This is a genomic window from Streptomyces sp. 7R007 (assembly GCF_054850255.1).
This window is the reverse complement of the sequence record NZ_JBTWMV010000001.1, coordinates 518,129-530,457: the sequence shown is the minus strand read 5'-3', so window position 1 is coordinate 530,457 and position 12,329 is coordinate 518,129. Positions and strand designations below refer to the sequence as shown.

Here is a 12,329-nt window from a genome sequence, read left to right as displayed (position 1 = left end):
ACGCCATGACACCCGTGGAGCTCGCGCCCGCCTTCTTCGCCGCCGTCGTCGTGATCCTGCTGACCTGCCGGCTGGTCGTCGCCGTGGCCGGCCGCTGCGGGCAGCCGCCGGTCGTCGGCGAGATGATCGCCGGCGTCCTGCTCGGCCCGTCCCTGTTCGGACTGCTCGCCCCCGGCGCGTCCGACGCGGTCTTCCCGCCCGAACTGAAACCCGTCCTGTACGTGGCCGGGCAGATCGGCCTCGTGGCCCTGATGTTCCACGCCGGCTACGAGTTCCGCGCCCACGCCAACCGGGGGCTGGCCGGCACCGCCGTCGCCGTGTCGGCGGCCGGGGTCAGCGTCCCCCTCGTCCTCGGCGCGGGCCTGGCCCTCCTCGCGCACGGACACGTCGACATCTTCGTCGACGGCGTCTCGGTCTGGGTCACGGCCGCCTTCGTCGGGGTCGCGCTGGCGATCACCGCCTTCCCGATGCTGGCCCGCATCATCACCGAACGGGGGCTGGCCGGCACCCGGTTCGGCTCCCTGTCCCTCGCCGCGGGGGCCACCGACGACGCCGTCGCCTGGATCCTGCTGGCCGGGGTGCTGAGCGTGGCCTCGGGCCGGGCGAGCCAGGTGCTGACCACCGTCGGCGGCGCCCTGCTCTTCCTGGCCGTGCTGATCCTGGTGGGCCGCCGGCTGCTCGCCTGGATCGTGGAGCGGACCGGCCTGAGCGAGGAGACGCGGCTGCTGGGCGTCGTGGCCGTGCTGTTCGCGGCCGCCTGGTTCACCGACGCCATCGACCTCTACGCCGTCTTCGGCGCGTTCTGCGTGGGGATGGCCATGCCCCGCGGGGAGGTCGCCGCCCGGCTGGTGCGGACCGTGCAGTCGGTGACCCAGGTGGTGTTCGTGCCGATGTTCTTCACCTACTCCGGCCTCAACACCCGCTTCGACGTGTTCGCCGACCCCGCGGTGCTGGCGTTCGGTGCGGCGGCCGTCGCCGTCGCCGTGGCCGGCAAGTTCGGCGGCTGCTGGGCGGCGGCCCGGCTGCGGCGCGAACCGCCGTCGATCGCGCTGCGCGTGGGCACCCTGATGAACGCCCGCGGCCTGATGCAGCTGATCGCGCTGAACGTCGGCCTGGCCGCCGGGATCGTCAGCCAGGCCCTGTTCTCGGCGCTGGTGCTGGTGGCCCTGGTGACCACCGTGATGACGGCACCGGTGCTGTCCTGGCTCGACCGGCGGGAGGCGGCGCGCGTGGTGCGGCCGCCGCGCTCACCCGAGCGTGAACTCACAGGTCGGTGAACGAACCGTGGCGTCCGGCGCCGCCCGCGAACCGGGCGGCGCCCTCCAGGCTCTCGGCCAGCACCCCCATGCCGTGGCGCAGTTCGGCGCGGATCGCGTCCGGCTCCGCCAGCCCCTCCTGGTCCAGCACCGACGCCCGGTCGCTGCGCAGACAGGCCTGGGGGAGACGGGCGAGGCCGGCCGCCAGCTCCTCCGCCGCGGCGCGGGCGGTGCCGGTGGGGACGACGCGGTTGACCAGGCCCATCGTGTACGCCTCCGGGGCCGGCACCGGGCGTCCGGTGAGGATCATGTCCAGCGCGCGTCCGGTGCCGATCAGCCGGGGCAGCCGTACCGTGCCGCCGTCGATCAGCGGCACGCCCCAGCGGCGGCAGAACACGCCGAAGACGGCGTCCTCCTCGGCGACCCGCAGATCGCACCAGAGGGCCAGCTCCAGCCCGCCGGCCACCGCGTGCCCGGCGACCGCGGCGATCACCGGCTTCGACAGCCGCATCCGGGTCGGCCCCATCGGCCCGTCGCCGTCCTGCGCGACCCGGTTGCCCCGCTCGGTGCCGATGGACTTGAGGTCGGCGCCCGAGCAGAACGTGCCGCCCTCTCCCCACAGCACGGCGACCCGTGCCTCGTCGTCGGCCTCGAACTGGCGGAAGGCGGCGGCGAGTTCGGCGGCGGTCGGGCCGTCCACCGCGTTGCGGACCTCGGGACGGGACAGCACGACCGTGCGGACGTGCCCTTGACGCTCGATCCGGACCGGCATGCTCGAAGCCCCTTTCGGCCTGTGGCGGGCGAAAGCACCGTACCCAGGCAGCCGGCCGAGCGGGGTCAGATCACCTTGAGGCGCACCAGCGCCCCCAGCGTCAGCGCTCCCGGCAGCAGCGGCAGCCAGACCGTGATGATGCGGTAGGCGAGGACGACCGCCGTGGCCACGGCCACCGGGCCGCCCGCCGCGACCAACGCCACCACCAGCGCCGCCTCCACCGAGCCGATCCCGCCCGGAGTCGGCACCAGGGCGACGGCGACGGTGGCCGCCAGATACGCCACCGCCATGTGCACCGGCGGCACCGGCAGCCCCAGCGCCAGGCCGACCAGGACCAGCCCCGCCGCCTGCAGCGCGGGGAAGGCGAGCGAGCCGCCCCACAGCGCGAGGGCGCGGGACGGCCGGGTGTGCACCGAGCGCAGTTCGCCGAGCGCCGTGCGCAGGAAGGACGACACGGCCGTCCGCAGCCGCCGTACGCAGGCCAGGACCGCCACCGCGACGAGCACCGCACCGCCGGCCGCGAGCAGCAGCGGGCCCGTGGCGCCCCGGGGCAGCAGGGTGCCGAAGCGGAGCGCGTCGGGGAAGGCGAGCAGCAGGGCGGCCAGCAGGCCCACCCGGGTGACGCACTCGGCCAGCAGGTACAGGGCCAGCGCGGCGGAGGAGCGGGCGAGCGGAATCCCGCACACCGTCATGAAACGCAGGTTGACCGCGCCCGCGCCGAGGCCGGTCGGCAGCAGGTGGTTGGCGGAACCCGCCGCGAACTGGGTGGCCAGCAGCCGCCGCCTGGGCAGCCGGTCCACGACCGCGCCCTGCCGGGTGAAGGCGGCCGCCACCCAGGTCAGACAGGTCGCGCCGACGGCGGCCAGCAGCCACGGCCACTGCGCCCGGCGCAGATGGCCGAAGCCCTCGGCCAGGACGTCACGGTGCCGCACCGCCACCACGGCCACCAGCAGGAGCGGAAGCAGGCACAGGATCTGGCGGACCGGGACACGACGGGGAGTCCGCCCCGGCGGGAGCGGAGCTTCGGGGAGTTGTACCGCAGTCACATCGGGAGAGGTTTTCCGCCACGCGCCAACTGCGGGTTGCGGGATCACGGCCGGCGGCTTACGGACGGGAAGCGGGTGGGGAGGGAGGGCCATAGGGTCCTTCGGGGGAGGGGACGGGATCGCGGGAGTGTTGACCTCAACAACGCTTGAGGTCCTACGTTCTCTCCCATGAGCATGGAGACCACAGCGTGGACACAGCTGCACAGTGTCATGAACGCCCAGCCCGAGCGCCGCCCCTTCGAGCGCGCCACGCTGCGCCGCATCGGCGCGTTCGCCCGTCCGCACCGCGGCCGTATCGCCCTGTTCGTGCTGCTCGGCGTGGTCACGGCCCTGCTCGCCGTCGCGACCCCCGTGCTGGCCGGCCGCGTCGTGGACGCGATCGTGTCGCGCGACGACGAGGGGAAGGTCGTACGGCTGGCCCTGCTCATCGCGCTCATCGCGGTGGCCGAGGCGACGCTCGCCATCCTCGGCCGCAGGCTCTCGGCGACGCTCGGGGAGGGACTCATCCTCGATCTGCGCACGGCTGTGTTCGATCATGTGCAGCGGATGCCGGTCGCGTTCTTCACACGCACACGTACGGGAGCGCTCGTCTCCCGACTCAACAACGACGTCATCGGCGCCCAGCGCGCCTTCAGCAACACGCTGTCCGGCGTGGTCAGCAACCTGGTCACCCTGCTGCTCACCCTCGCCGTCATGCTCACCCTGTCCTGGCAGATCACCCTGCTCGCCCTGGTGCTGCTGCCGGTGTTCGTCGTCCCCGCCCGGCGCATGGGCAGCCGGATGGCCCGGATGCAGCGGGAGGCGGCGGAGCTGAACGCGGCCATGGGCACCCGTATGACCGAACGCTTCTCCGCGCCCGGCGCCACGCTGGTCAAGCTCTTCGGTCGGCCGGAGGAGGAGTCCCGGGAGTTCTCGGCCCGGGCCCGCCGGGTCGCGGACATCGGCGTGCGCACCGCCACCGCCCAGTCGGTGTTCATCACCGCGCTGACCCTCGTCTCCTCGCTCGCCCTCGCCCTGGTCTACGGCCTCGGCGGCTGGTTCGCCCTGCGCGGCAGCCTGGAGCCCGGCGCGGTGGTCTCGCTGGCCCTCCTCCTGACCCGCATGTACGCGCCGCTGACCGCGCTGGCCGGGGCCCGCGTCGAGGTGATGAGCGCCCTCGTCAGCTTCGAGCGGGTCTTCGAGGTGCTCGACCTCAAGCCGCTCATCGAGGAGAAGCCGGACGCGCGCAGCGTGCCCGAGGGCCCGGTCGCCGTCGAGTTCGACGACGTCCGCTTCGCCTACCCGTCCGCCGACAAGGTCTCGCTGGCCTCGCTGGAAGAGGTGGCCGCCCTCGACACCCGCGGCGGCGCCGAGGTCCTGCACGGCGTCTCCTTCCGCGCCGAACCCGGGCAGACCGTCGCGCTGGTCGGCTCCTCCGGTGCCGGCAAGTCGACCATCGCGAGCCTGTTGCCGCGGCTGTACGACGTCGACGCGGGCGCCGTCCGCGTCGGCGGGGTCGACGTGCGCGACCTGAGTGCCGCCTCGCTGCGCGCCACCCTCGGCATGGTCACCCAGGACGGCCACCTCTTCCACGACACCGTCCGCGCCAACCTCCTGCTGGCCCGGCCCGAGGCCGACGAGAGCGAACTGTGGGACGCCCTGCGCCGCTCCCGCCTCGACGACCTGGTCCGCTCCCTGCCCGACGGCCTGGACACGGTGGTCGGCGAGCGCGGCTACCGTCTGTCCGGCGGCGAACGCCAGCGCCTGACCGTCGCCCGGCTCCTCCTCGCCCGCCAGCGCGTCGTCATCCTCGACGAGGCCACCGCCCACCTCGACAACACCTCCGAGGCCGCCGTCCAGGAGGCCCTCACCGAGGCGCTGGCGGGCCGCACCGCGGTGGTGATCGCGCACCGGCTGTCCACGGTGCGGGCGGCGGACGTGATCCTGGTCGTCGAGAACGGCACGATCGCCGAGCGCGGCACGCACGAGGAACTGCTCGCGGCGGGCGGCCGGTACGCCGAGCTGTACCGCACGCAGTTCGAGGAGGGCACGGAGGCGGTGCCCGCCGTGTAGCGCAAGGTGACGTGGATCGCGTAGGCAAGGCACGCCCGCCCGCCGTACCCTGGCGGGCGTCGGCGCGTACCCGCCACCGGGACGCGACCCTCTTCACCCACGGGAGCAACGGCTCATGCTGCGCACCATGTTCAAGTCCAAGATCCACCGGGCCACTGTCACCCAGGCCGACCTGCACTACGTCGGGTCCGTGACCATCGACGCCGAGCTGCTCGACGCCGCCGACCTGCTGCCGGGCGAGCTGGTGCACATCGTCGACATCACCAACGGCGCGCGCCTGGAGACGTACGTCATCGAGGGCGAACGCGGCTCCGGTGTCATCGGGATCAACGGTGCCGCCGCCCATCTCGTCCACCCCGGCGACCTGGTGATCATCATCAGTTACGCTCAGGTGACCGACGCCGAGGCGCGGGCACTTCAGCCGCGGGTGGTGCACGTGGACCGCGACAACCGCATCGTGGCCCTGGGCGCCGACCCGTCCGAGCCGGTGCCGGGCTCGGACCAGGAGCGCAGCCCGCAGGCCGTACCGGCCTGATCATCACGACCGTCAGGAGCGTGCCCATGAGCGACATCGAGATCCGCGACGACCGGACGGCGGGCCGCCTGGAGGCCCTCGGCGACGGCACGGACGGCGAAGTCGTCGGCCACATCGAGTACTTCGTCCTCGAATCGCCCGGGCGCGCCCTGGTCCCGGTGCACACCATCGTGGAGCCGGCCCACGAGGGCAAGGGCATCGCGGGCTCGCTGGCGCGCGAGCTGTACGCCATCGCCGAGCGCGAGGGCGTCGCCGTCGCCCCCTTGTGCCCCTACGTCGTCAAGTGGGCCGAACGCCACCCCGACGAGGCCCCGGCGGCCGACCCGGCGCTGCTGCGGGCGGCCAAGGAGTGGCTCGCGGCGCATCCGGGACGGTTCTGAGACGGCGGATTCGGCCACCGGCATGCTCGCCCTCCTGCACACCTCGCCCGCGCACGTCCCCGTCTTCGAGGCGCTGCGCGACGCGGACCATCCGGGGCTGCGGCTGCGGCACTTCGTCGACGAGGAGCTGCTGGCGCGGGCCCGCCGGGAGGGGCCGGAGGCGGTCGCGGACGAGGTGCGGGCGGTGCTGGAGCAGGCCGTCGCCGAGGGTGCCGCGGCCGTGCTCTGCACCTGCTCGACCATCGGCGCGGTCGCGGAGGCGGCCGGGGCCGGGGTGGCCGTGCCGGTGCTGCGGTCGGACCGCCCGATGGCGGCGGCCGCGGTGGCCGCCGGTGCGCGGGTGGTCGTCCTCGCCACGGTGGAGAGCACGTTCGGGCCGACGGTGGCCCTGATCGAGGAGGAGGCGTACGGCGCCGGCCGCCCGGTCGAGGTGCGGACCCGGCTCGTCGAGGGCGCGTGGGAGCGTTTCGCGGCGGGTGACACGGAAGGGTGCGCCCGGCTGGTGGCCGCGGTCGCCGACGCGGTCACCGACGCCGACGCGATCGTGCTGGCCCAGGGCTCGATGGCCCCGGCGCGGCAGTTGACGACCACGACCATCCCGGTGCTATCCAGTCCCCGGGCGGGTCTGGCGGCGGCGGTGCGGGCGGCGGCCGGCGGTGAACCGGTGGGCCGAGGTCACCCGCATGCGTTCCGAGGCACTCGTTCCCCACGGGACGGTCTGAACGGCCCTCGCCTTCTCGACGAAGGGTCAGGTCCTCGTGACGTACTCGAGGATGATCGCGGCACGAGTACACCGCACAGGGCCGGGCGGGTGAGTGGGGAGGCGGGTGTCGGGTACGCGGGGGAGTAGTCCAGAGCCGATGTCGACCGACTGGCCGGAGGACATGATGACCGAGCCGTATCCCGACCCCGTCCCGCCGGGGCCCGCGCCGGGTCCGGACCCCACGCCGCCGGACCCCTACCCGTCCCCGGTTCCCACCCCCCAACCGCCCCCCGCCCCGGAACCCACCCCGCCGTCACCCCCGGACCCGACCCCGGGCCCCAACCCCGGCCCGAGTCCCGAACCGGGCCCGATCCCCCCGGGTCCCGAGCCGGTCCCCAACCCGGAACCGGGCCCACCCCTGACCTGAGCCGACCTCAGCGGGCTCCGCGGGGTGCGTTTTTGCGCAAGGAACAGGGAGGCACGGGCGGGGTGGGCACGGTGAGGGTGGCGGTGCGGCCCCACTCGGCGTTTGCCCGCCCCATGCCGTGAGTCGCGCGCCCGCGGCCGACGCCCCCTCACAGCGCACGGCGGCGGACCACCCGCAGGTCCTCCGCCGCCGCATGCCCGTTGTGCCCGCCGCAGGCCCGCCGTTCCGGCGAGCGCTACGCGTCCACCTCCGAGCGGTCCCCGCCCCAAAGGGTGTGGAAGGAACCCTCGCGGTCCACCCGCCGGTAGGTGTGCGCGCCGAAGAAGTCCCGCTGGCCCTGGGTGAGGGCGGCGGGCAGGCGTTCGGCGCGGAGGGCGTCGTAGTAGGCGAGGGCCGCGGCGAAGCCCGGCGTCGGTACGCCCTGGCGGGTCGCGGCGACCAGCACCTCGCGCCAGTCGTCCTGCGCCGCCGCGATCTCCTGGGCGAACGTCTCGTCCGACAGCAGGCTCGGCAGGTCGGCGCGGGCGTCGTACGCTGCCCGGATGCGGTCCAGGAACGCCGCGCGGATGATGCAGCCGCCCCGCCAGATCGCCGACACCGCGCCCAGGTCGATGTCCCAGTCGTACTCCTCGCGCGCCGCCGCGATCTCGTGGAAGCCCTGCGTGTAGGAGACGATCTTGGACGCGTACAGGGCCTGCTCGACCCGGTCCGCGAAGGCCGCCGCCTCGGACTCGGACAGCGCCGTCGCCTTCGGGCCCGCCAGGCCGCGGGACGCCTCGCGCAGTGCCGCGTGACCGGACAGCGAGCGGGCGAAGACCGCCTCCGCGATGCCGGAGACCGGCACCCCGAGGTCCAAGGCGATCTGGACCGTCCACCGGCCCGTGCCCTTCTGCTCCGCCTGGTCCACCACCACGTCCACGAACGGCTTGCCCGTCGCCGCGTCCACGTGCGACAGCACCTCGGCGGTGATCTCGATCAGGTAGGAGTCCAGCCGGCCCGTGTTCCAGGTGCGGAAGATCTCCGCGATCTGCGCGGGGGAGTACCCGGCGACGTCGCGCAGCAGCTGGTACGCCTCGCCGATCAACTGCATGTCGGCGTACTCGATGCCGTTGTGGACCATCTTCACGAAGTGCCCGGCCCCGTCGGGACCGACGTGCGTCACGCAGGGCGCGCCGTCCTTGGCCTTCGCGGAGATCTTCTCCAGCATCGGACCGAGGGAGTCGTACGACTCCTTGGGGCCGCCCGGCATGATGCTCGGTCCGTTCAGCGCGCCCTCCTCGCCGCCGGAGACGCCCATGCCGACGAAGTGGATGCCCTGCTCGCGCAGGTCGCGCTCCCGGCGCCGGGTGTCCGCGAAGTGCGCGTTGCCGCCGTCGATGATCATGTCGCCGGGCTCCAGCAGCGGCGCGAACTCCTGAATCACCGCGTCGGTCGGTTCACCCGCCTTCACCATGATCACCAGGCGCCGGGGCCGCTCCAGCGCCGCCACGAACTCCTTGGCGGTCTCGGCCGCGATGAAGTCGCCCTCGTGCCCGAACTCCTCCACCAGGGCGTGCGTGCGCGCCGCCGTCCGGTTGTGCAGCGCGACGGTGTAGCCGTTGCGGGCGAAGTTGCGGGCGAGGTTGCGGCCCATGACCGCGAGTCCCGTGACGCCGATCTGGGCTGAAGTGCTCATACGAGTTGGCTCCTAAGGATCCGGTATCGGTAATGCCGGTCGTGCCCGTCAGTATCGCCCCACCGGCCCTGCTGACGTGCCGGTACACCGAGCGCGTGTCCGAGCTCATGTCCCAGCGGACCGGCGCACCATACGGACATACGCACCACGGGCCCCAACCGCCTCAGCGGTTGCGCAACTGCCGTGCACCACCGGCCACTTGAGGGGCAGGGCGGCCGATTGCCGTCTTGTCATGGCCTGTTCGTGGCGCTTACTTTTGGCCCTCCCGACGCATGCCGAGGGGGCTCCGATATGGCCGTACGCGGCCGGCACCGCCGGTACCAGCCGAACAGGATCAACCGCGCTTCGCTCACCGTCACGGCCGGCAGCGCCGGCATGGCGATCCCGCTGATCGGCGCCGGCACCGCCCACGCGGCCGACGTGTCCACCTGGAACAAGGTCGCCGCCTGCGAGTCCAGCGGCGACTGGCACGTCAACACCGGCAACGGGTTCTACGGCGGGCTGCAGTTCACCCAGTCCACCTGGGAGGCGTACGGCGGCACCTGGTACGCCCCGCGCGCGGACCTCGCCACCAAGGACCAGCAGATCGCCGTCGCCGAGAAGGTGCTGGACGGACAGGGGCCCGGAGCCTGGCCGGTGTGCTCGGTGCGGGCGGGTCTGACCCGGGGCGGCGACACCCCCGACGTGCACCCCCAAGGCGGCACCGACGGCAAGGCCACGGCGAGCACGAAGCGCACGAAGGCGGCCACGAAGAAGACCTCGGCCCAGGACGTGCGGCCGCAGACCACCCCCCAGTCCCGCGCGGGCACGGCCGAGATGTACACCGTGGTGCGCGGCGACACCCTCTCCGACATCGCCGAGACCGAACACGTGCGGGGCGGCTGGCAGAAGCTGTACGCCGGCAACCGCGACACCATCGGCGCCGACCCGGACCTCATCCTGCCCGGCCAGCGCCTGAAACTGCACCCCAAGGCGGCCCCGGCCACCCACACCACCAAGTCCACCAGGACCACGAAGTCCTCGTCGACGACCTCGACCACCTCGCACACCGAGGCGAAGACGACGAGCACGCACACGCTCGTCGCCCCGGTCCACGCCCCCATCGGCACCGGCTACCACGTCGCGGGTTCCTCCTGGTCGAAGGGCTACCACACCGGCGTCGACTTCCTCGTGCCCACCGGCACCTCCGTGAAGGCGGTCGCCGCGGGCAAGGTCGTCACGGCCGGCTGGGGCGGCTCCTATGGCTACCAGGTGGTGATCCGGCACGCCGACGGCCGCTACAGCCAGTACGCCCACCTGTCCGCGATCTCCGTGCGGGCGGGCCAGTCCGTGGGCGCCGGCCAGCGCATCGGCCGCTCGGGCTCCACCGGCAACACCACGGGCCCGCATCTGCACTTCGAGGTGCGGACGGGGCCCGGATTCGGCAGCGACATCGACCCCGTGGCGTACCTCAGGGCCGGCGGCGTCAGGATTTGATCCGCTCCCGGTGCCGGTCCAGCGTCGGCATCGGGACGTAGGAACCGCCGTAGAACGGGCCGTAGAAGCGGTAGCGGGCGGGGTCGGTGAGCAGTTCGTCCGCGTCCTGGGGCGCTTCGACGTACGCCACCTCCAGCACCGAGGGGCCCACCTGCGCCGGTACGACGACCTCCTCGCGCGCCACGGTGACGGGCTGCCGCCCGGCCGGCTCCGTCTCCTGCGGGGCGGGGCGGGCGATGCGCTCCGTCGTCAGCAGGATCAGACCGCCGGCCGCCACCACACCACAGCTCAGTGCGAGCGCGGTGCCGGTGGAGCCGTAGCGGAACGTCTCGCCGAACATCGTGATGCCGACCGCCGCCGCGATCACCGGGTTGACCACCGTCAGGGTGGCCAGCGGGGCCGCGAGGCCCGCGCCGCGGTAGGAGGCCTGCGACAGCAGCATGCCGGCCGTCGCGAAGACGCCGATCACCGCCAGGGAGGGCAGGTCGCCGGGACGCACGCCGCCGCTCCAGTCGACGGCGACCGTCTTGGTGAACACCGAGGACATGCCGAAGGCGATGCCGGAGGCGGTGGCGAGCAGCATGCTGCGCACCGCCGGGTGCCGGTGGGCGGCGCGGCCGGCGATCATCAGGGCGACGACCACACCGCCGGTGACCACGGCGACGGCCACCCGCTGCGCGGTGTCCAGCGACTGCGACTCGGAGCTGCCGACCAGGGACAGCAGACCGGCCAGGCCCACCGTCGCCATGATCGCCCCGCGCCAGGCGGCCGCCCCGGCCCGGCGGCCCACGCACAGCGCCGCCATCGGCAGCGCGAAGACGATGGTCAGGGCGCCCAGCGGCTGCACCAGGGAGAGCGGGCCGTAGGCCAGCGCCACCACGTGCAGCACCCCGCCGAGGCCGTTCAGCGCCACCGCAGCCCACCAGCTCGGCCGGCGCAGCGGCGCGTACTGCTCGCCCGGGGAGGACACCGCGACGTGCTCCTGCACGATCGCTCCGCCGGCGTACGCCACGGCGGAGACGAGGGACAGCAGCACGGACACCGCGAGGGCACTCATGAGCTGCTCCTCTGCGTGAGGCGGGGGCGGTGACCCCTGCGCGACGAACGGTCGGCCTTCATGACCAACACGATGCCCCGTCGATCTCTTCCCGTCGTCGTCCCTGAGCACCCAATGGGTCCTACTGCCGATGGAGTACGAATCGGACGCCGTCCTCCCCAGGGTGGGTGACCCCGGGTGGACACCCCCTGGATGCCACCCCTGGGCGCCTTGGTACTACTGCTCTTCGTGGACCTCGACCCCCAGCTCACGGCCCTGCGGACGCTCGGCGGCTTCTTCGTCCTACGCGCGGGCGCAGCCCCGGGCGCCGCGCTGCCGTCGCTCACGCAGGTGTACGAAAATCGGACGTCGGATGTTTACGGAAATTCCATGACTTTCCGTGTCCAGAAGGTCGCCGCCGCCCTGCGCGCCCCCGAGCCGCGCATCGCCGCCTCCATCGCCCACCAGGGCCTCGCCGCCCGGCTGTGGTCGGTGACCCTGGGCTGCGCCGAGCTCTACGGCCGCGTCCCCGACCTCGACCCCGGCCTGCTGCACTGGGATCCCGCCGCCGGCGCCCCCGACGACCTGTGGCTGACGGAGGTCCGCGCCCGCCCCGCCGACGCCGCGACGGTCGCGGACGTCGTCCTGCACGGCCACCTCGAACCGCTGGCCCGGGCCCTGCGGGCGCACCACCGCCTCGCCCCCGGCCTGCTGCGGGGCAACGCGGCCTCCGCGCTGACCGGCGCCGCCCGCCGGCTGGGCCCCACGGGACGGGCCCGCTCCCTCGCCGCCGAGCTGCTCACCCACCCCTTGCTGTCCGGTGCCCTCACCGACACCCACCGGCGCCGCAGTTGCTGCCTGTATTACCGGGTACCCGGTGGAGGCGTGTGCGGTGACTGTTGCTTCACACGAGCCCCGCGCCCTTCCGCGCGCGGCGCATCTGGGTGACCATGAAGGAACGGGTCCAGGAC

At 73.6% G+C, this 12,329-nt stretch carries 10 protein-coding genes and 1 pseudogene; 7 read left to right on the top strand and 4 right to left on the bottom strand.

Annotation, left to right across the window (positions count from 1 at the left end; genetic code table 11):
- Positions 1–5: 5 nt before the first annotated feature.
- A complete protein-coding gene (locus ACYF6T_RS02540; RefSeq protein WP_461693001.1) occupies positions 6–1,277 on the top strand; it encodes a cation:proton antiporter in 1,272 nt (423 codons plus the stop codon).
- Here ACYF6T_RS02540 and ACYF6T_RS02535 read toward each other — a convergent pair.
- Positions 1,264–2,028: a crotonase/enoyl-CoA hydratase family protein gene (locus tag ACYF6T_RS02535; RefSeq protein ID WP_461693000.1), complete on the bottom strand. Its 765-nt coding sequence runs from the start codon at positions 2,026–2,028 to the stop codon at positions 1,264–1,266. The genes ACYF6T_RS02540 and ACYF6T_RS02535 overlap by 14 nt on opposite strands.
- 65 nt (positions 2,029–2,093) lie before the next feature.
- Positions 2,094–3,074: a lysylphosphatidylglycerol synthase transmembrane domain-containing protein gene (locus ACYF6T_RS02530; RefSeq protein ID WP_461692999.1), complete on the bottom strand. Its 981-nt coding sequence runs from the start codon at positions 3,072–3,074 to the stop codon at positions 2,094–2,096.
- Positions 3,075–3,248: 174 nt separating this feature from the next.
- On the opposite strand from ACYF6T_RS02530, the gene ACYF6T_RS02525 reads away from it, so the two are divergent.
- From ACYF6T_RS02525 to ACYF6T_RS02510, 4 genes and pseudogenes are all read left to right on the top strand, one after another.
- Positions 3,249–5,126 carry an ABC transporter ATP-binding protein gene (locus ACYF6T_RS02525; RefSeq protein ID WP_461693239.1) on the top strand — a complete coding sequence of 626 codons (1,878 nt, stop codon included), beginning with the start codon at positions 3,249–3,251 and terminating at the stop codon, positions 5,124–5,126.
- A 115-nt stretch (positions 5,127–5,241) separates the two neighbouring features.
- Positions 5,242–5,661, top strand: a complete 420-nt coding sequence (panD, locus tag ACYF6T_RS02520) for an aspartate 1-decarboxylase (protein ID WP_461692998.1) — start codon at positions 5,242–5,244, stop codon at positions 5,659–5,661.
- A gap of 26 nt (positions 5,662–5,687) precedes the next feature.
- On the top strand, positions 5,688–6,041 hold the full coding sequence (locus ACYF6T_RS02515; RefSeq protein ID WP_461692997.1) for a GNAT family N-acetyltransferase: 354 nt from the start codon (positions 5,688–5,690) through the stop codon (positions 6,039–6,041).
- Positions 6,042–6,063: 22 nt separating this feature from the next.
- Positions 6,064–6,699 (top strand): annotated as a pseudogene (locus ACYF6T_RS02510) (aspartate/glutamate racemase family protein); the annotation flags it as partial.
- Between the two features lie 707 nt (positions 6,700–7,406).
- On the opposite strand, the gene gndA reads toward ACYF6T_RS02510, so the two are convergent.
- Positions 7,407–8,846, bottom strand: a complete 1,440-nt coding sequence (gene gndA / locus ACYF6T_RS02505; protein ID WP_461692996.1) for an NADP-dependent phosphogluconate dehydrogenase — start codon at positions 8,844–8,846, stop codon at positions 7,407–7,409.
- Between the two features lie 291 nt (positions 8,847–9,137).
- Here gndA and ACYF6T_RS02500 point away from each other — a divergent pair, with 291 nt between their 5' ends.
- Positions 9,138–10,322, top strand: a complete 1,185-nt coding sequence (locus ACYF6T_RS02500; RefSeq protein ID WP_461692995.1) for a transglycosylase family protein — start codon at positions 9,138–9,140, stop codon at positions 10,320–10,322.
- Here the strand turns inward: ACYF6T_RS02500 and ACYF6T_RS02495 are convergent.
- Positions 10,312–11,379 (bottom strand): DMT family transporter, encoded by a 1,068-nt coding sequence (locus ACYF6T_RS02495; RefSeq protein WP_461692993.1) that lies wholly within the window; start codon positions 11,377–11,379, stop codon positions 10,312–10,314. The two genes, ACYF6T_RS02500 and ACYF6T_RS02495, sit on opposite strands and share 11 nt — an antisense overlap.
- Before the next feature lie 210 nt (positions 11,380–11,589).
- Here ACYF6T_RS02495 and ACYF6T_RS02490 point away from each other — a divergent pair, with 210 nt between their 5' ends.
- Positions 11,590–12,306 (top strand): (2Fe-2S)-binding protein, encoded by a 717-nt coding sequence (locus ACYF6T_RS02490; protein ID WP_461693238.1) that lies wholly within the window; start codon positions 11,590–11,592, stop codon positions 12,304–12,306.
- Positions 12,307–12,329 lie beyond the last annotated feature (23 nt).

What these genes read in the sequence shown, in the direction of transcription:
- gndA (WP_461692996.1), bottom strand. Translation starts at nt 8,846, where the DNA reads ATGAGCACTTCAGCCCAGATCGGCGTCACGGGACTCGCGGTCATGGGC.
- panD (WP_461692998.1), top strand. Translation starts at nt 5,242, where the DNA reads ATGCTGCGCACCATGTTCAAGTCCAAGATCCACCGGGCCACTGTCACC.
- ACYF6T_RS02525 (WP_461693239.1), top strand. Translation starts at nt 3,249, where the DNA reads ATGGAGACCACAGCGTGGACACAGCTGCACAGTGTCATGAACGCCCAG.
- ACYF6T_RS02495 (WP_461692993.1), bottom strand. Translation starts at nt 11,379, where the DNA reads ATGAGTGCCCTCGCGGTGTCCGTGCTGCTGTCCCTCGTCTCCGCCGTG.
- ACYF6T_RS02540 (WP_461693001.1), top strand. Translation starts at nt 6, where the DNA reads ATGACACCCGTGGAGCTCGCGCCCGCCTTCTTCGCCGCCGTCGTCGTG.
- ACYF6T_RS02535 (WP_461693000.1), bottom strand. Translation starts at nt 2,028, where the DNA reads ATGCCGGTCCGGATCGAGCGTCAAGGGCACGTCCGCACGGTCGTGCTG.
- ACYF6T_RS02515 (WP_461692997.1), top strand. Translation starts at nt 5,688, where the DNA reads ATGAGCGACATCGAGATCCGCGACGACCGGACGGCGGGCCGCCTGGAG.
- ACYF6T_RS02500 (WP_461692995.1), top strand. Translation starts at nt 9,138, where the DNA reads ATGGCCGTACGCGGCCGGCACCGCCGGTACCAGCCGAACAGGATCAAC.